General features: G+C 55.5%; 10 protein-coding genes. 1 reads left to right on the forward strand and 9 read right to left on the reverse strand.

What is annotated here, in order from left to right; all coding sequences use genetic code 11:
• Positions 1-62: 62 nt before the first annotated feature.
• The 4 genes from NST08_RS26800 to NST08_RS26815 form a co-directional block, all read right to left on the reverse strand.
• Positions 63-1,685 (reverse strand): extracellular solute-binding protein, encoded by a 1,623-nt coding sequence (locus NST08_RS26800; RefSeq protein WP_341342479.1) that lies wholly within the window; start codon positions 1,683-1,685, stop codon positions 63-65.
• 556 nt (positions 1,686-2,241) lie between these two features.
• Positions 2,242-4,548 carry an AraC family transcriptional regulator gene (locus NST08_RS26805; protein WP_341342480.1) on the reverse strand — a complete coding sequence of 769 codons (2,307 nt, stop codon included), beginning with the start codon at positions 4,546-4,548 and terminating at the stop codon, positions 2,242-2,244.
• Between the two features lie 278 nt (positions 4,549-4,826).
• Positions 4,827-7,340 carry a DUF3656 domain-containing U32 family peptidase gene (locus NST08_RS26810; RefSeq protein ID WP_144868672.1) on the reverse strand — a complete coding sequence of 838 codons (2,514 nt, stop codon included), beginning with the start codon at positions 7,338-7,340 and terminating at the stop codon, positions 4,827-4,829.
• A 297-nt stretch (positions 7,341-7,637) separates the two neighbouring features.
• On the reverse strand, positions 7,638-8,735 hold the full coding sequence (locus tag NST08_RS26815; RefSeq protein ID WP_341342481.1) for a DNA alkylation repair protein: 1,098 nt from the start codon (positions 8,733-8,735) through the stop codon (positions 7,638-7,640).
• Between the two features lie 424 nt (positions 8,736-9,159).
• Here NST08_RS26815 and NST08_RS26820 point away from each other — a divergent pair, with 424 nt between their 5' ends.
• Positions 9,160-10,377: an MFS transporter gene (locus NST08_RS26820; protein ID WP_007132254.1), complete on the forward strand. Its 1,218-nt coding sequence runs from the start codon at positions 9,160-9,162 to the stop codon at positions 10,375-10,377.
• Between the two features lie 117 nt (positions 10,378-10,494).
• Here the strand turns inward: NST08_RS26820 and NST08_RS26825 are convergent, their stop codons facing one another.
• The 5 genes from NST08_RS26825 to uvrA all read right to left on the reverse strand — a co-directional run bounded on the left by NST08_RS26825 (position 10,495) and on the right by uvrA (position 19,773).
• A complete protein-coding gene (locus NST08_RS26825) occupies positions 10,495-12,450 on the reverse strand; it encodes a translation factor GTPase family protein (RefSeq protein ID WP_341342482.1) in 1,956 nt (651 codons plus the stop codon).
• 429 nt (positions 12,451-12,879) lie between these two features.
• Entirely contained in the window at positions 12,880-14,811 is a 1,932-nt protein-coding gene (locus tag NST08_RS26830; protein ID WP_341342483.1) for a copper amine oxidase N-terminal domain-containing protein, read from the reverse strand.
• On the reverse strand, positions 14,808-15,836 hold the full coding sequence (locus NST08_RS26835) for a S1C family serine protease (protein ID WP_373872053.1): 1,029 nt from the start codon (positions 15,834-15,836) through the stop codon (positions 14,808-14,810). The genes NST08_RS26830 and NST08_RS26835 overlap by 4 nt, the downstream gene beginning before the upstream one ends.
• Before the next feature lie 425 nt (positions 15,837-16,261).
• The gene (locus tag NST08_RS26840) at positions 16,262-16,468 is read right to left on the reverse strand and encodes a hypothetical protein (RefSeq protein ID WP_007132258.1); all 207 of its coding nucleotides are present in this window, start codon (positions 16,466-16,468) and stop codon (positions 16,262-16,264) included.
• A gap of 437 nt (positions 16,469-16,905) precedes the next feature.
• A complete protein-coding gene (uvrA, locus tag NST08_RS26845) occupies positions 16,906-19,773 on the reverse strand; it encodes an excinuclease ABC subunit UvrA (protein WP_007132259.1) in 2,868 nt (955 codons plus the stop codon).
• Positions 19,774-19,940 lie beyond the last annotated feature (167 nt).

Genomic DNA, 19,940 nt, shown 5'->3' on the forward strand with positions numbered 1-19,940 from the left:
ACGAAGGAACGGCCTCAACGTTGACAGCCGTCCTTCCCCATATCCCGCTGCGGATTATCTTGTTATTTAGACTGCATTTCCTGATAAGCCTTGGTCCGCTCGTCGAGGATCGCCTGACCGCCGCTGACCATGTAATCCTTCATCGTGGTTTCGAAGGTTTTCTCGAAGTCTTCCGGTTTGGCCATGGCCGTCTTGACGATCATCTCTTCGTATTTCGCCTGCAGGTTCGTGCCGTACTTCGCTTCCGATTCGATCGGACGGTCAAAGTTGACCGGCTTGAACGTATCCGTCGCCGCGATTTCCACTGCCTTGCGGTGCAGATCCTGGAATCGTTCCGGGAAGTTGGTGGTCAGCTTCTCCCGGTTCTGCGCATCGTCGCCGACAAAGTTGCCGTTGGCAATAATGGCAATATCGCCGGAGTTATACAGACGGTCAATCACATCCTGAGGGGCGTCCGGCTTGATGACGGGAATGCCGTCGACCATTTCGTAGTTTTCGCCTTCCACGCCGTTTTGCAGAGCCAGCAGATTCTCAGGGGCGGCCATCCAGTTCAGGTATTTTATCGCTTCGACCGCATGCTTGCTTGTTTTCGGGATCATGATGTACATGCCGTTTGGCGCGTACTCAGGCTTTGCGTGCTTGCCTTCGGAGTTGGTGAACGGGTCCACCGGCTCCAGCTTGGCATCCGGCTGGTTTTTCAGCAGCGTATCATAGGTGCCGTCCGCGTAATACAGGTTCGGATAATCCTCTGTCAAAAAGCCTACGAGACCGTTTGTCACATCCTGGGTCAGCTGCTTCTTGTCCTCGTCCAAACTGAAATCGCGGCTCATCAGCCCCTCATTGTACAGCTTGTTCATGAATTGGAGCGCATCCTTGAAGCCCGGCAGCAGAGTCGGGTAGTCGTTGGCCCCGAGCTTTTGAATCAACGTGTACTTCTGCTCCTCCGTGGTCGGCTGGATAAAGGACCAGATCAGCGGATCATATTGCGCCGGTTCGATCGTCATGCCGAAAGGAATAACCTTGCCGCCGGTTTCCCCGGGATCCTTTTCTTTAAAAGCCTTCAGCACCTCGTACAGCTCCTCCGTCGTTTGAGGAACATCCATGCCGAGCTTATCCAGCCAGTCCGTGCGGATAAAGGAAGAATACTTGCCCAGGAATGCCCGTTTTCCGGGAACGGCGAACTGCTTGCCCATGTACTGGCCGTAGCTCATCGCGTCCTCATCGAGAAACGCCTTCAAGTTCGGGCCATGCTCGTTGATCAGATCGGTCAGCTCCGTCAAACCGCCCTGCTCGGCATAACGGTTGAAGGTGGGCGTGTCATACGTAAACACGATATCCGGCACGTCGCCGCCGCTGGCCATGAGAACATTCAGCTTCTTGATTTCTTCCGAACGGGGTACCGGTACGAATTCCATCTTAATGTTGTTAGGGGTTCCAAAGTTGTCCTGGATATATCTCGTAAGGTAACTGTCGGTGATGGTGTAAGGCTCCGGCGTATTGCCGCGGTCGAAGATCTCGACCTTCAGCGTGACCTGCTTACCATCATTGGATCCGGAGCTTCCGCCTGAGGCATCGGTGCTGCCGCCCGATTTTGATGAGCATCCGGATAATACGACCGTTCCGGCCATCAGCATCACGAGCGAGAGCTTAGCGAGCTTGCCCCACGTTTTCTTGCTTGCCGCCATAGTTACATCCCCTTTTCGTTTAAATATGTCCCTGCCGATTCGCGCCGATCTTTTTTAATGAAAATGTCCTGCGGGGACAGCCGGGAATCCAGCCTCGCCTGCCACCAGTGTAAGCGCTTAACCTTTTGGGTGTCCTCAGTATGCCTTAGCGGCCGGCGAATGACAATAAACCAAATTCCAAACGCTACAAACCCCGCGGTTACAAGGTTTTTCGGATATCGAATGACTGTTTTCGCATAATAAACCGATTTCTAATGATGGCTGAATACCCTGCTGCACCGGCGTTTGCTGCCAAGCTGCGACTCCCGATCCAGTGTGATTGACAGGCTACGATATGCCCGATATTCGTAAAATACGAAACGGGTGCAGCTTCCGCTTTGGAATGTTCTGCACCCGTTGCTTGATCCATATATACGATAAACCGTTTTCGTAATCCAAACCGCTTTCTAGGAATCCGAACCCTTCGTCATCCAAACCTCCTTCTAGGAATCCAGACCGTTTTCTTCATCCAACCTCCTTCTAGGAATCCAGACCGTTTTCTTCATCCAACCGCCTTCTAGGATTCCAGCTCCGTACCCGGCGAGGCCTTCATCTTGAGCTTGCGGTAATCCCCCGGCGTCATCCCCACCGTCCGTTTGAACACCCGGCCGAACGTTATGGCGTTGGCATACCCGATTTTCTCCGCAATTTCCTGGGTTGAAAGCTCGGTATTCGCCAGCAGCTCTTCCGCCCGCTCCATCCGCAGTTGCACCAGAAAATCGACGAACTTCATATTGTATTCCATTTTAAACAGATAGCTTGCATACTTTCCGGAGATCTGGAAACGGTCGCTGAGATGCTTGAGGGATAAATCCGGATCCTCAAAATGCTCCTCGATATAATGCTTCATCTCGCTGATCATGGCACGATAGCTTTTCGTTTCGCTGAGCGCTACGTAAGTGCGGTATATTTCCGTTAAGTGGTCACTGATGCTGATCTGCAGCTCATCCAGGGTCGCTGCGCCGGCAAGAACTGGCTCCATGCCTTCCGACAGCTGGCTGCGCAGCTCGTCGGATAACGCGCCGACCTCCCGGGAGAGGAGCTGAAGCATGCTTTTGACCAGAGAGCGGATGATATCATCCTTAAGCCGCTCTTCCTTGAACGAAACGAACATGTTCTTCAGCCGGGTTCTCCACCCTTCGTTATTTAAGCGGAAGTCCTTCACCAGCTCCGAAATCTCCGTCAGATAAGGAAGCAGATGGCTTAAATCGCCTTTGGACAGCTCGTCGCCGACCAGCACGGCATGCTCGCCCATCGCCAATCGGTGGCCAAGCGCCTCCGAGGCGGAGCGGTACGATGAACCGATCTCATGGAGGCCGGCAACCTTGCCGCCCAGTCCAAAGCTCACCGACATGCGGAGCTTGTCCTCAACCCAGCCCCTGCATTCCTCGGCAGCGTGGATCAGACCCTCGCGGTAGTCGCCTTCACCTTCGGGCAATGCGATCAGAATACCGACGCGGCTGCCGGTAATCCATTCGAGCCAGCTGTGGAAGCCGGCGTTGCGTGAGATTTCCTGGAACACGTTCATCAGCGCAAACTTCAGCACGTTCTGGTCACGTACGGTATGAACGTCCTGAAAGCCGCTGTAATCATTGATTTCGCCAAGCATCATGGCATAACCGGCCGTCTTCGCCGGCAGCTGCATCGGAGCCAGCTCGGCCATCCGGGATTGCAGCTCCTCCTCGGGCTTCTGCCCGCTGATCAGGTCCATAAACAGCTGGCTGCGCTGAAGCTGAAGATTCTCGTGCTGCTTTTTGTCATAATCCATGGACCTGCTGATCAGGCTTTCAAGCGCACTGTCGATCATGGACAGCTCATCCTTGGCCGCCTGCGGCATGCTGAGCTGAATGGACTCCACGCGGTTCATCAGCGCTTTGATCGGCTGATAGTTCCGTCTGGTAATATAAACGATGTAGATAATGGCGAGCACCACGGTCACAAAGCCGATCACGATCCAGATGTAGGACACGACCGACACCCAGGCATAGAGCTGGCCCGCCCGGAGGCCGCTTTCAAACGTCCACCCCAGCTGATCCGATTGCAGCGTCGTCAGCACCTTGCCTTCTTTGGCCCGGTTATCCCCTCCCATTCGGGACGCTTCGAAGATCAGCTCTCCGCCGGAGTCCAGAATATTCAAAAAGGAAACGCTGTCATTTATCATCGGATTGATCATCTGCTCCACCCGGTAGATGCCGACGTTGATTACAAGCAGACCCTGAGTGCCGAAGGGGAGCGGCAAATTTTTATGCATGGAGATGACCTGCTTCGGCTTGCTTTCGCCCAGGCCCGTCATGGAGCGCACGGCCGACCAGCCCCGGTAATCGGGCTCCTTCAGAGCTTGCTCGATGAACGACCGGTCCGGGAACGATTGGAGCGGACTCTGGCCGCTTGTGGTTAGCACCGACTGATCCGAATGGCGGTACAAATAGACCGATTCTATCAGACCGCTTCCCGTCTGCAGTCCGCGCAGGCGCTTCACCAGCGAGTGCATCAGGTTCTGATCGGATGAAGGGTCGCTGAACAGATAGCTGGAGTAGAGGGAGCTGGTCTCCACTTCGTTCAGCACGTCCATTTCAATGGCATTGATAGAGCGGTCCAGGTCTTCCATAATAAACCGCGTGGAAATCCCGTTCGCCTTGGCCGCCTCTTCACGCGAGGCTTCGTTGAACATAATGAAAGAAAGAAACACGATGATCGTAATCGTAATGAGGAAAATGGGAAAATAGGAGAGAAGCAGCTTGCGATACCAGTTGTGCTGCAAAGGGTTCAGTCCTTTCTCTTCCAGGTTAAGCGTTTTACTTATGCTTGTGCTATATTGTAGCACGTTCTTGTCTCTCTCTGAAAGAGGGGTGTCCCTGGTGAAAGGACCTCTGGATGAAGCTGCTGCCTTCAGACGACAATCTGGACGCTAAAAAAAGGAGTGATGCCCGCACCGGCATCACTCCTTCTTATTCACACGCTTGGGATCGCTTGGTTCGAACGTTGTGCGTCCTCGCGCTTTATTTCCTTTATGGGATCGCTATGCTGCAAACGCTGCGCGTCCTCTTATCGTTCAGGGGATCGCTCACTCGCTAGCTACTTACACACCCTTACAAGCTTCCTTTATTTCACCAGCTGCCCCCGCGTTACGCCGAGCTGGTTGGTCGCCTTCAGCGTTTTCCACACCTGGGTTCCGCTGATCTCTCCGCGAAGAGCACGGTTGTACAGATCGATGACCTGATGAACCTGCTCCGGCGTTTCTTCCAGGAATTCCACCCGGTAGCGCGGCACGCCGAGCTCCATGAAGTTCGAGAGGTATTCCGCACCGGACTGCTCAATGGCGTTGTATACCGTGTTGCGGCAGCCTTCGTCCACGCGCACCGGATGGGACATGCCGATCCGGTCCTGCAGCGATGCCCGATGCGCCTCGCACGGACGTCCGCAGTTCGTGTAATCCGTGCCTTCGCTAAGGAAGGTACAGTACACGCAGTGCTCGGTATGGAACATCGGCAGATGCTGATGAATGACGATCTCCAGCTTCGACGTGTCCGCCTTGCGGAGAAGATCCACCATCTGCTGGATGTTCAGGTCATAGGAAGGCGTGACGACGTCGCAGCCGACTTCGGTGAACAGGTCAACCGTTTTGTGGTTGGCAATGTTCAGGGAGAAGTCGCCGATCAGCCGGGGATGCTTCGCCCCCGGGTTCTCCATCCGGTGGCGCAGGTAGAAATACAGCGCCCCGGTGTTGCGCACCAGCACGGCGTCCGGCTGGAGGCGCAGGATGTTGTTATGGTAGCCGTTCTCGCCCGGCATGTGGATGCGCGGCGTAGCCAGCGCAATCTGCTTGCCGGCTGCCCGGACGGCTTCCACCGCTGCCGGGAACTGCTTGATGAACTCGAAGTCGGCGTAGATCATCTCGACGCCGGCTTCGAGCGCAGCCTGCACCTGCGGCAGGCTGCGGCACAGCGCGGTCAGCTGCGCTTCCCCGCGCGCCACCGGCGCTGCAGGCGAAGCTGCATCGCCATAAACCTCCACCGCCCGCTTCACGTACACGGGCGGCTTCGGCCGCTCGCCCGCAAGCTGTTCCACCGCACGGCGGCGGATGCTGTTCAGCTCGCGAATCGGCACAATGACGTCGCCGTACAGGTCGACGTCCAGCTCCTCGAGCTGGAACACCGTTCCGCCCAGGCGGCCCAGCTGCTCCTCGAGAATCTCCCGATTCAGGGGCCGCTTCTGGGCGACTTCCAGCTCCAGCTCGGAATCCACCTGGACCGTCGTGCCCTTCTGCACATCGGTCCACCAGGTCGACAGCGGCTGTCCCGGACGTCCGCTCACCCGCACATGCACCGGGAACACCCGGTACGGCTTGTCCGTCTCGAACGTCTGGCGGAGGCGCTTGTCCAGCGCCGGATCGCTCGTCTTCCAGATCCGGTCGCCGACGTGGACCTTGCGCAGATCCACATCGCTGCGGCCCGGCACGATATCGATGATCCAGCCCTCCTGCGCCTCGCCCTCCAGCTTGACGCCTTTACGGCGCACGTCATAGACGCGTCCGCCTTCTTCCTTCTTCGTCGGGTCGCCTGCATCGAATACGATGCCGTCGCCGCGCTTCAGCGGCGCTTCCAGCTTGCAGACGACGCCGTCGCGCAGGATCTGCTCCACCCGGCCGAGATACACGCCGCGGCTTTTCGGGAATGTGCCCTCAACCAGCTTTTTATTATTCGTGCCTTCCAGGAAACCATGCGTGAAGCCGCGCGAGAAGCTCTGCTGCAGCTCGCGGACCTCTTCCTTGCTCGGACGCGCATCCTCGCCGTCGAAATAACGGTCAATGGCTTTCCGGTACTTGCTCACGACGTTCGCCACATATTCAGGGCTCTTCAGACGGCCCTCAATCTTGAAGGAGGTCACGCCCGCTTCAATCAGCTCCGGCATCAGGTCAATCGCCGCCAGATCCTTCGGAGACAGCAGGTATGCCACATCGCCCATCGGCTTCTGCTCCCCGTCCACGATCAGATCATACGGCAGGCGGCATGCCTGCGCGCACTCGCCGCGGTTGGCCGAACGGCCGCCCCACATTTCGGAGGTCAGGCACTGTCCCGAGTACGACACGCACAGCGCGCCATGCACGAACACTTCCATCGGCAGCTTCGCTTGCTCGCCAATTTTTTGAATTTGCTTCAGATTGTTCTCCCGTCCCAGCACGACCCGCTCCATATTGAACGGCTTCGTGAACTCGACCGCCTCCGGCGACGTAATCGTCATCTGGGTCGAACCATGTATCGGGAAATCCGGCGAGATTTCGCGGATCAGCTTCACGAGCCCCAAATCCTGCACGATCACCGCGTCCACGCCAGCGTCCACGCACGCATCGATCAGCTCCTTGGCATCCTCCAGCTCGTTCTCAAACACCAGAATATTAAAGGTCAGGAACCCCTTTACCCCGTAGCTGTGCAGGAACGCCATAATCTCCGGCAGCTCGTCCATCCGGAAATTGTTCGCCCGCGCCCGGGCGTTAAACTTCTCGACGCCGAAAAAGATCGCATCCGCGCCGTTCGCCACGGCCGCGCGCATGCAATCCCAATCGCCTGCCGGCGCCAGCAGCTCCACGTCTTCTCTTCGCAACGCTTTTATGTCCATCGATATCCTCCATCAACCGGCGCCAGGCCGGCATGCTATATATACTTTCTTCTTGTGCTCTACGAAAAGGCGAAAGCAGTTAATCAAGACGGTCTCCTGTCTCTTCCCTGCATTCTGCCCCTCATCAAACACCGTTCATTTTCATAGAATATACGACGATTCGTTATACGATCTATTGTAAAAGCATTGAAAGCTTTTCAACTTATCTAGTGTACCAGAAGTCGGGCCTTGCTTCTACCTGCTTGCTTGATTTCCACCGTTTTAATAGTGTTGCCAGAATCCGCACGCGACTTTCCCTTACTCTGCCCCCTCCAGGACAAAATCCATACTCGCCAGCCGCTTGCCGTTAACGATAATATGAAGCCGATGGTCACCGGAATAGAATCGCCGCGTGGAAATCAGCTTAAACGACTGCTTCTTCTCCACCGTCCAGCTTCCCGGCGCATACCGCTTGTCCGAGCATTTGTAGCGCTTGGGAGCCAGCTTGCCGCTCGCCTTCATATAATCGATCTCATAATCGATCCGCAGGGATACTGGACTTCCCGTATCGTTCACAACCTGAAAGCTGAATTCCAGCTCCTCCCCTACTGCGATCAACGGGCGTTTGATTTTGAGCTCGCGAACTTCGATGCCCTCCAGCTCCTCAAGCTCCTGATAGCCAAAAATCGCAAGCGCCCGGATATCCCCCTTGCGCAGCAAGCTCCTGAGAGCATGCCGGACGATCCAGTCCGTCAGCGGATGCTTGCCGTACCAATTCGTGGCCAGCTCCAGCACCAGCTCCGGGTGATCCTTCGATATATCGTTCAGATGGTTCGCCACGCTTTTTCTGACATACAGCGACGGATCCTCTTTAAGCCGCTCCAGGATCGGCAGCGCCGGCCGCGGGTCGCGGATCAGGCTTGGCAGCTGGGAAGCCCACGGCAGACGGGGTCTGATGCCTTCGCTCGCAAGCCGCCGCAGATGCTCGTCATCCGACTCCGCCCACGTCGCCATCTGCGCCAGCATTCGCTCCTGGTCCCGGATGATGAAAGTGCGCACCGCAAATTCGGCAGTCGAATAATGCGTGAATACAGCCAAAGCCTCCATCGACGTATCCCACTGATCCATCCCGTTCAACTCCACGTAATCCGGGAAGAAAATATACTCCACGCCCCGGAAAAACGGAGCAGCCTGCGTCAATATCGTAACCGCCTCCGGATAAGAACCAGGCAGCACTTCAGTTAGCGCCACCGTAATATGGCGGACGCGCTGCTTGAACTCCTCTTGCTCCCAGGCTTCATTATGAATCAGCCCCAGAAACCGGCCTTCATTGAACTCGTTATATACCTCTCCGATTCGTCCCGCCACCGCTTGCAGCAATTCCGCTGTATATAAATCCTTTAAGGTTTCTCGCATGTCGATCTCCTTATGAAAAAAATTTTCGCTATCATTTCCTGCCCATTTTCGCTCCATCCAAAGGGCGATAATTGCGCCAGCCCTGCGGCTTCCCGCCCGTAATCCCTCACGCCCTGCGACCGGAAGCGCCGTGCTCGGCGCCCTTCCCATTCCATATCATGTGGTGTAGGATGAAATTATTAGACGCCTGTCGCTGAGGAAGGTACCTGGATGCTTGGGATGATTCCAGTTTACCAAATTTGGGGGGCGTTTTGCTGTACGGGTCTTGTTCGGGGCAAATTCGATTGCCATTTTCTTTAATCTTTTTTTATCAGGAGTTCCAGAGCTTTTTCATACATACCGCATTTTGCATAGGAGACAGGGGGGGATTCAGCATCCGCAGAGGAAGATGAACGAATCATGCACATCAGGAGATGAAGAAGACATGGAAAGTTGGAAGAAAAATTTATGGATTCTATGGTTCGGTTCTTTTATCGTTTCATCAAGCTTCTCGATGGTCATTCCCTTTCTCCCGCTGTTTCTGATTGAGCTCGGCGTTACCAAGCATACGGAAATGTGGTCGGGCCTGCTGTTCAGCTCGGCTTTTTTTGCCGGCGCGCTCTCCTCACCGTTCTGGGGAGCGGTCGGCGATAAATACGGCCGTAAACCGATGATTATTCGGGCGGGCTTGGTGCTCTTCGTCATCTATGTGCTGATGGCGTTCGTCACGAACGAGTATCAGGTGCTGATCCTGCGCCTGCTTCAGGGGCTGCTGTCCGGGTTTATCCCGGGGGCCATTGCCATTGTCGGCACGAATACCCCTGAGAAAAAAGTCGGCTACGCGCTCTCCATGATGTCGACGGCAACCGCGACCGGCGGCATTATGGGACCGATGATCGGCGGTACCCTCGCCTCCCTCTTTAGCAACCGGATGGCGTTCGGACTAGCCGGGGGGCTCTGCTTTATCGCTACGCTGCTCGTCATTTTCTGGGTCAAGGAAGAGAAATTCGTGCCGAGCAAGGAGCGGGTGTCGGTAATGAATACATTTAAAGTCGCCGGTCATAACAAAGCGCTGCTGACCGTGCTGGCGCTCACCCTGCTGACGCAGTTTTCCGTCATGACGATTGAGCCCGTGCTGCCGCTGTATATCGCGCAGATCGGCGGCTCGTCGAGCCATACCTCCATGATTGCCGGCTTCGTCTTTTCGATCGTGGGTATTGCCAGCATTCTGTTTGCCGCACGCTGGGGGCGCCTGGCCGACAAAATCGGCTTTCACAAAGTGCTGCTGATCGGTCTCCTTGCCAGCGGCATCGGGTCTCTGGCACAGATGCTGTTCAGCAATATTTGGGCGTTCTCCGCCATCCGCTTTGTCTATGGGGCCTTCTTCTGTGCCGTATTCCCGGCGCTTAACGGCCTGGTTGTCCGCAACACGCCAAGCGAGTTCAGGGGCCGGGCGTTCAGCCTGAGCCAGACGGCAAACCAAATTGGCGGCATGGCCGGTCCGCTCTTCGGCGGTCTGGTCAGCGGCATCTTCAACATTCATTCCGTATTCATGATGACCGGCATATTGATGCTGATTACGACGGTGATCACGTACTGGACGATGCGCAATTCTGGACAGTCTCCCCTGCCCGCCAAGAACAAAACATCCGCATCTTCCTAAGGTGGAAACTTTATTATACAGAGAAGGAGCGAGGAGTCTTTCATGCGCCCCGCTCCTTTCTTTTTACAATGACCCATTCCGTGATTTCCACATGCTAATGCTCGGCCACTTCCACTCTTACACATGCATAAGCTTGTCCGCCTCATCCCACGGTACCGCATAGCCCGCTCCCTTCGCGCAGAAGATGGAGGATGAGGTGTACTCGGGGTCGGCATTTTTGTCGTACCCGATTCGGCGGATCACCTCTTCTTCATTATAGCAGCGGTCATAACCGCCGTAGGTCAGGGTGATCGCTCCCCTCCCCTTCGTATAGGCCGCCAATTCCATCGCATAATTCATCAGGGTAGAGACCGGGGCGGTGCCAGTGACCGTCACTTTGTCTCCCGTCGTGTCCGGCGGCTCGAACGTCGCCTTGGCCTGTGTCAGATCCGACAGCAGCCGGCCGATGTGCTCGAGCTCCACTTTGATTTTGAACTGATAGTACGGCTCCAGCAGCAAACTCGTCGTTTTCTCCAGCCCTTGTCTGAGCGCGCGGAAGGTCGCTTCGCGAAAATCCCCGCCATGGGTATGCTTGTTATGCGCCCGTCCTTTTAACAGCGTGATCTTCATGTCGGTCAGCGGAGAGCCCGTGAGCAGTCCATGATGCTCCCGCTCGCCGATGTGCTGGGCAACGAGATGCTGGTAGTTCACCGGCAGCATGTCGGGATGGCATGCGTTCGCAAACACGATGCCGCTGTTCTGCTCTCCCGGCTCCAGCTTCAGATGAACCTCCGCATAATGCTTGAGCGGCTCGAAATGCCCGCTGCCGATGCTCGGATGGGCGATCGTTTCTTTATATAATATCTCCGGCTCGGCGAATCCGATCCGGTGTCCGAACCGTTCGTCCACGATCCGCTGCAGCACCTCCAGCTGAATGGTCCCCATGACATGGAGATGGATGCCCTGGGAAGCCTCATCCCACTGGACGGACAGGGAGGGATCCTCAGCATCCAGCAGCCGGAAGATCCGCAGCATGTCCTTCGGATGGACCGAGGAATCGAACTGTACCTTCGATTTCAGCGTAGGCACGAGCTCATAGACCGTTCTGCCGCCAAGCGCCCCCAAGCCGTCCCCGGCCGATGCCGATGACAGCCCGGTCACCACGAACAAGTCCCCGGCGCTGACCTCATCGACCATGGTAAATTTCTTGCCGTGAACCAGGCGAATTCCGGTGATCTTCTCCCGCATGCCGGCAGGGCCGCCGTGATAGGTAACTTCATCCCGTACACGCAGCTTGCCGCTCAAAGCTTTTATATAGGTCAGCCTGGTTCCCTGATCGTCATGGCGGATTTTGTACACCCGGCCGGAGAACTCCGCCTCCCTGTCATAATCGGTATGAAGGAGGCTGTCCAGCTGGAGCAGAAAGTGGGACACGCCGATATTTTGCAGAGCCGAGCCGCTAAAGCACGGGAAGATTCGTCCATCGTGAATCATCTTTCTCATTGCACTCAGCCATGTGCCCGCATCGAACCCTTGGTCGATATACTGCTCCAGGAGTCTCTCGTCCCGCTCGGCAACGGCCTCTGCCAGAGAGGGCGACATCCCGCCTTCATGCAGCTTGTCTCCCTCGGAAATCAAACAGACATCTTCAGTAAGCTCCCGCCTGATCTCTTCGAGCACCCTTTCGGGATCTGCACCCGTCCGATCGATTTTATTCAGGAAAAAGAAGGTCGGCACCTCATACTTGCGCAGCAGCTGCCATACCGTCTCCGTATGGCCTTCCACGCCTTCCACAGAACTGATCACCACGACGGCCGCATCCATGACTTGAATGGCCCGCTCCATTTCCGGCGAGAAGTCGACATGGCCGGGCGTGTCGATCAGATAATAGGTCGAGCCTTGAAACGGCATGATCGCCTGATCCGCAAAAACCGTAATGCCCCGCTCTTTTTCAATATCGTGGTTATCCATATAAGCGTTCCGGTGATCCACCCGTCCGCGCTCCTGAATGGTATGTGTTAGATATAGAAGCTGCTCCGCCAGCGTGGTTTTGCCTGCATCCACATGGGCGAACAGACCGATCGTTTTGTTCATGCGATCCCCTCATTCCTCTACCCGGTATTCGTGCCTAGCAAGTCGGTGTTATTGTATCACAGCGGGCAGTCGGCAGGAACTGTCGTAACGGCAGTCGTAATCGCTATTGCCAGCAGGCGCCCAGGCATCTTTCACTTAGAACGCATTCCGTTTTGATGGCTTCGATCGGTTCGATTGGATTATTTCCGAATCCATTCCCTTTCTCCCCCTCATCCTCCCGGTTCACCCAACACAAGCTCCATAGCAAAAAAAAAAACGCTGTTCCTGTACAAAAAAAATCGCCGTCCCTGCACCAAATGGTGCTCTTGGGGACGGCGATTCGGCCCGGGCCGAGATCGCCCTTAATTCCATCCAACTCCTCATCATCTTGGAACCTCATAAGGTTAACTCATTATCCCGGCACTCCAGCGCCATAGCCCTGCGTGGACATTACTTAACGAACTCAAAGGAGGACAGCGTCCGGTCGAGCGCAGCCTGCTGGGCTTCGGTTGCATTGGCATCATTCAGCGTGGTGATGATCGTATAGGTGATGCCGCCATTCTCGAATACCAGCTCCCGGGTCGTATATTCAATGCCATTTTTGACCTGATGCACATTGAAGGACACCGCCGGAACACCGGCAACCTTCGTCTGCTCGATCCCCAGCAGCTTAAGCGATGCGCCCGGCACAGATGCGGCTTCATTGTAGTAACGCTTCAGCTGGCTAACCACGTATTCCTCGGTTGTGTCCTGCTGGACCGCAAGCTCGAACCGGCCTCCGGCAAATGCATATTCGATATTCTCCTGCTCGAACTGGTCGCGCACCGGCTCCCAATACTTTGGAATATCAATATGATAGCGATATGTCCGGGAGCTCTTCGCGCTCATCCGCGTTTTGTCCGTGAGGAAGCCTTCTTCACCGATTCGTCCGAAGTTCTCCGGCACCGCCTCATAATCGATTTCCACCGATTCCAGCACCTTCTTCCAACTCGCGGCCGTGGCTTCCTGCCCTTCCGGCACCGCATATTCCAAATAGTAGCGGTAGCCGTTCTTCTGAACCATCACTTCATACTCCGTGATCCACTTGTCGCCGTACGTATACCGCACTTCCTGAACCTGTCCCCGGACCCCTGAAATTTCGACAGGCGTTACGCCAATAATCTGGTACGCATCCTTCACGAACGACTCCGCGAACCAATCCTGAAGCCGCTGCGCCCAGGCTGCCAGCGTGCCGTTCGCTCCGGCCGGCGCCGATGTGACCGATACGGACAAGTATCCCTGTTTCTCGGCCCCGTACAGCATCTCCCGATTGTCGATCTGCCAGCCGGCCGGCACCATCAGGCGGATGCCGTATTCTGCATTGCCGGCCTCGCGCAGCCCGTTCACGACCGTCGAGATATCTTTAAGCGACTTATCCGATCCGTTATACGAGGTACGGAACGAACCGAGCAGCCCTGCATGCTTATCCATATCACGATAGTGGACCGCCTCCGCATCCGCAAAATACAGCTCGTACAACTTTTTGTTGTCATAATACTGCCGGCTTTCCCACAGCACGCCGTCCACGTCGCGGGACACAATGCGGGCATATGGCAGCGCTCCGGCTTCGACCTTCTCCTCGTGCAGCACGATGTCGCCGGATGCCTCGACCTCCTTCACCAGCTGTTCGAGGAGATCATCCGTGTCCAGCTCCACCTCTTGCGGGGTTACATGCACCTCCAGGTAATAGCGGCCCGCGGTGTCATTGAATGCAGTCCCGCTCTCATCATCCGAGCCTCGCCCGACCATCATCCAGGACGGGTAATTGATGCTCCAGCCGTAATAGCTGTTGCCGATTCGGGTCTTGCCGTTGCTTGTGTTGATCGCATCCTCATCGCGCTTCTCTTCCTTATCGGTAACGGTCAGGCTGATCGACAGCTTTCCTTGAGCCGAGGTTACCTTAGCGCCGATCCCTGAGGCCACATTCCGCAGCGGTACCATGAGCGTTCCCGAGACCATCGTCGGGGCAGCCGGCAGCTGCACCTTCTTGCCGTCGATCCAGGCCGTCTTGTTATCGATCACAAGCACGACCGTGTGGGGCCCCTGCAGCAGCCGAACCCGATTCTCTCCTTCAAGCCGAATCTCGGTGCCAAACGCTTTCTTGAACACGCTTAGCGGCACCATCAGCACGCCTTGCTTCACAACCGGCTTCGCGATTTCGTACGCATTGCCGTTGACTGAAGCCTTGCTGCTGCCGCTCTGAATCGTCAGCACCCGCTTCTCCGATGCCGCATCGCCCCATGCCGGAATCGATAATGCTGCCAGCAGTACCGCCGATGACAAAGCTCCGACAGCCATCTTTCTCAGCCCGCGCGATATTCCGGTTCTCTCTCCCTTGATCATGCGCTTTCGCCTCCCTCATCGTCAGTCGATACAGCGGAAGCGCCGTCCCGGCTGAGCTTCAGGCTGACGTTTACAATATCCCCGTCCCGCTGCATCAGCAGGCGAACCTGCTGTCCCGGCGTGTAGGACTTCAGCCGCTCATTAATATCCACCACGGAGTAGACACGCTTTCCATTGATGCCATACAGCACGTCTCCCTCCGCTATTCCAGCCTTCTTGGCCTCGGCGGACAGCACCTTGGTAACCGTCAGCGGGTCATCCGAAGGCAGCCCGACAATGGCGGACCAGCTTTCCTCCAGCTCCAGCCCAAGCGTGGCTCTCCGAACCTCGCCGTACTTCAGCAGATGATCGACAACATACCGGACGGTTTCCGCCGGAATGGAGAAGCCCATGTTTTCGATGCCGACAGCGGCGAATTTCTTGCTATTGATGCCAATGACCTCGCCCTTTAAATTGACAAGCGGTCCTCCGCTATTTCCCGGATTGATTGCGGTATCCGTCTGAATCAATCGGTAGGAGCCGTCAACGCTCCGGTTCAGCCCGCTGACCACCCCGACCGAGGCGGAGTTCCGAAGCGAGAACGAGATCGGCGTACCGATTGCAACGACCGTCTCACCAACCACTGCCTCCTGGGCGGTTACCGCGAACACGGCTGGCTTGAGGGACTTGGCGTTGATTTTGACGAGTGCGATATCACTCTTCGGATCGCTAAAAACAGCCTTTGCCTTATAGGACTTGCCGTCGGACGTAACGACGGTAATGCCGCTTAGCCCGTCCACTACATGGGCGTTCGTTACGATCCAGCCGTCCGCTTTCCAGATGACGCCCGTTCCGTGCGCCAGATTATATCGATCATCCACTTCGCCCGGTGTTCCCTGGGCCACTTTACCGATAATGCCCACTACCGACGGCGATAATCGGCTAATCACGCTTGGTACCGTTTCTGGCTCGTATGTACTCTTGACTATAAAACTTTCTGTCGCTGCAGCCTCCCCTTCCAGAATGGCCCCATGGCTTCCTAGCATGAGCGCAGTGCTCAGCAGCAGCGCCGTTGATACTTTGTATCCGCGTCTCTTCATTTGTTCACCTGTTCCTCCCCGGTCCCATCCTCGATCCCGTTTCACGGTCACTCCTATAATTTATCATATTTTTCCATATGCAACCATGACTTTAAGACCTATATCATGTGCACTATTGAACGGAATGCAAGACAGGTGCGTAATAATTTCTGCCAATACGATTGTAGTGTTGCATCCCCTCCTGTTCCCGCATCAACTCGCAAAACGTCAGCCGTCCACGGACCCTCAATCTAGTTTCTAAACATTGCCCGGTATATCAGCCGATCAGAACACAAAAAGACGCTCTCCCTGCTCCATGCAGGCGGCGTCTTGTTTGTATGTATTATCCCTTCGTCATGACCATTCATTACGATCGTCCGTACGCGGTTTAACTATTTGAACCAACCGGTAACCATCGCGTAGTCCGAGTACAGGAACACGAGCAAGCTGACGATACCGAAAGCGATTGCGAATTTATTTTTTTGGCGGGCCATCAACAAGCGAACCACACCAACAAAAATGAGAATGGTGAACAGGATCATAAAGATATCGAAATACTTGAACTTGGCAGTTGCATCCGATACAGCTGCAAGGAACATGAGACGTACCTCCTCGTGAGTTTCTTTCTCGGGCAAATTTGCATATCTTCTTCTATGTTATCCGTGAGTCCGCCAAGATGCAAGTCCCAGTGACCACAAAATGAAAAAAAGTCATAGAAATTTCTCATATTTAACCAGTCACTTCGTTTTTGGCGTGAAAATAATCATATTCTTGGGGCTTGGTAACATAACACAAAGGCCGCTACAATGGCGGATTGTTCTTCGATCATTGTTATATCCTGGAACAGGAATGGCCCTATCCTGAAGGTAAAATCAGCATAAGCTGCCATCCTTAGGATGACCGCTTATGCCGGTCATTTATTCGTTTAGCTTCAGGCCAACGTTCGGATTCTGAATCCATTCCGCATCCTAATAAAAAGAGCGCCCGATGATCCATTCATCGGGCGCTCGGCAAGGATTCAAGAAGCGGCAGCTCCTTAACGGGCAGCCTCTACCTTATTCAGCTCCGCCGTCCGCTTCGTGTCACGTTCCAATACCGGCTTCAGATATTTGCCTGTGTAAGACTGAGGCACCTTCACGATGTCCTCCGGCGTTCCGGTAGCGATGATGGTGCCGCCGCCGCTTCCGCCTTCCGGACCAAGGTCAATGATATAATCCGCCGTCTTAATGACATCCAGGTTATGCTCAATGACCAGCACCGATTCGCCGGAATCGACTAACCGGTGAAGCACGGTAAGCAGGCGGTCGATATCGTCCACATGCAAGCCCGTGGTCGGCTCATCCAGAATATACATCGTCTTGCCCGTACTCCGGCGATACAGCTCCGAAGCCAGCTTCACGCGCTGTGCCTCCCCGCCGGAGAGCGTCGTGGCCGGCTGCCCGAGCGTAATATACCCGAGACCGACATCCATCAGCGTCTGCATCTTTCGGTGGATCTTCGGAATGTTCTGGAAGAACTCGGTGGCATTCTCCACCGTCATCTCCAGCACTTCCGATATATTTTTGCCTTTATACTTAACCTCAAGCGTCTCCCGGTTATACCGTTTACCCTTGCATACTTCGCATGGCACATAAATATCCGGCAGGAAGTGCATCTCGATCTTGATGATGCCGTCGCCGCGGCAGGCCTCACAGCGGCCGCCCTTGACGTTGAAGCTGAAGCGGCCTTTCTTGTATCCGCGTATCTTCGCTTCATTCGTCTGGGCGAAGATATCCCGAATATCGTCGAACACGCCGGTATAGGTGGCCGGGTTCGAGCGCGGCGTACGACCGATCGGCGACTGGTCGATATCGATCACTTTCTCGACATGCTCAAGTCCCTTGATCTCACGATACTGACCCGGGCGTACTTTCGCTTTGTTCAAATCCCGAGCAAGCGTCTTGTACAGAATCTCGTTCACCAAGGTCGATTTCCCTGAACCGGACACGCCGGTTACCGCCGTAAAGACGCCAATCGGAAACTTAACGTTGATGTTCTTGAGGTTGTTCTCCTTCGCTCCCTTGATTTCGAGCCAGCGTCCATCCGGCTTCCGGCGTTCCAGATTAACCGGGATGAACTTGCGGCCGCTCAAGTATTGGCCTGTCAGAGAATTCGGGTCCTCCATAATTTCCTTCGGCGTTCCTTGGGCAATAACCTGCCCGCCATGAATGCCTGCACCCGGACCGATATCGATGATATAATCGGCAGCCATCATCGTATCCTCGTCATGCTCAACGACGATGAGCGTGTTCCCTAGATCCCGCATATGCTCCAGCGTGGCAATCAGGCGGTCATTATCGCGCTGGTGAAGACCGATGCTGGGCTCGTCCAAAATATAGAGTACGCCCATCAAGCTCGAGCCGATCTGCGTGGCGAGCCGGATCCGCTGCGCTTCGCCGCCGGAGAGGGTCCCTGCCGAACGGCTGAGGGTCAAATAATCCAGACCCACATTGACGAGGAAGCCCAGCCGGCTGTGAATTTCCTTCAGGATCAGATTCGCGATCTGCCGCTCTTTCTCGGTCAAATCCAGCGATTCGAAAAACTTCAGCGACTCTCCGATCGACAGGCTGGTGACATAAGCCATGTTACGGTCATTGATCGTAACGGCCAAGCTCTCCTTGCGGAGGCGGTGCCCTTTACATACATCGCATGGCTTGCTGCTCATGTAGCCTTCGATATATTCGCGAATGCCCTCGGAATTCGTATCGCGATAACGGCGCTCCAGGTTCGGGATGATGCCCTCGAAGGTGACGTACGCTTCCTTTCGCTGTCCGAAATCATTCTCATAACGGAAGTGCACCTTCTCGTTGCCCGTTCCGTACAGCAGCTTATTCATCTGCTCCTGGCTTAATTCGCTCACAGGCACATCCTGCGGAATGCCGTAATGCTGGCATACCGATTTCAGGAATTGCGGGTAATACGTCGATGTGCCGCCGCTCCAGGCCAAAAATGCCCCTTCCTCGATGCTCTTGCTCGTGTCCGGCACCAGCAGCTCGGGATCAACGATCATCTCCACGCCCAAGCCGTCGCAATCCGGACACGCGCCGAACGGGGTATTAAAGGAGAACATTCTCGGCGTCAGCTCTTCCATGCTGAATCCGCAGATCGGGCAGGCAAAGTTCGAGCTGAACCGCAGCTCCTCCTGGCCGATAATATCGACCAGCAGCTGCCCGCCGGACAGGTTAAGCGCGGTCTCGATGGAGTCTGCCAGGCGCGCCTCGATATCCTCTTTAACGACGATGCGGTCAACGACAACCTCGATGGTATGCTTCTTGTTCTTCTCGAGCTCGATGCTCTCGGACAGGTCGCGAAGCTCGCCGTCGACCCGCACGCGGACGAAGCCCTGCTTCGCAATGTCCGTGAACAGGTTCTTATGCTCGCCTTTTCGTCCGGAAACGACCGGGGCCAAAATTTGCAGCCTTGTCTTCTCCGGGTACTGCATAATGCGGTCCACCATCTGCTCTACCGTCTGGGACGTTATCTCCACGCCGTGCTCCGGACAGTGGGGATGCCCGATCCGGGCAAACAGAAGCCGCAGATAATCATAAATTTCGGTGACCGTACCTACGGTCGAACGCGGGTTGCGGCTGGTCGTCTTCTGGTCGATCGAGATGGCCGGGGACAGACCGTCGATCGAATCCACATCCGGCTTCTCCATCTGCCCGAGGAACTGCCGGGCATATGCGGAGAGCGACTCTACATACCGGCGCTGCCCCTCGGCATAAATGGTGTCAAACGCGAGGGAGGATTTGCCCGAGCCGCTAAGTCCGGTCAGCACAACAAACTTGTCGCGCGGGATCGTGATGTCGATATTCTTCAAATTGTGTGCGCGGGCGCCTTTTATCACAATATTCTCACTTGCCAAACGATATCATCTCCTACTCCGTGCATAAAAATATAAGCCTGTATATATGAACCAAGAAGAACGACCGCCCGGGCCGTCCTCCTTGTTATCCAAATCCAAAATCCAGCATAATGCCCGCGGGAAGCTAATTGCCGGGCATGACTCGCCTAATGCGGAGCTCCGATAAG

Source organism: Paenibacillus sp. FSL K6-1566, assembly GCF_038050475.1.
Taxonomy (GTDB): domain Bacteria; phylum Bacillota; class Bacilli; order Paenibacillales; family Paenibacillaceae; genus Paenibacillus_AQ; species Paenibacillus_AQ lactis.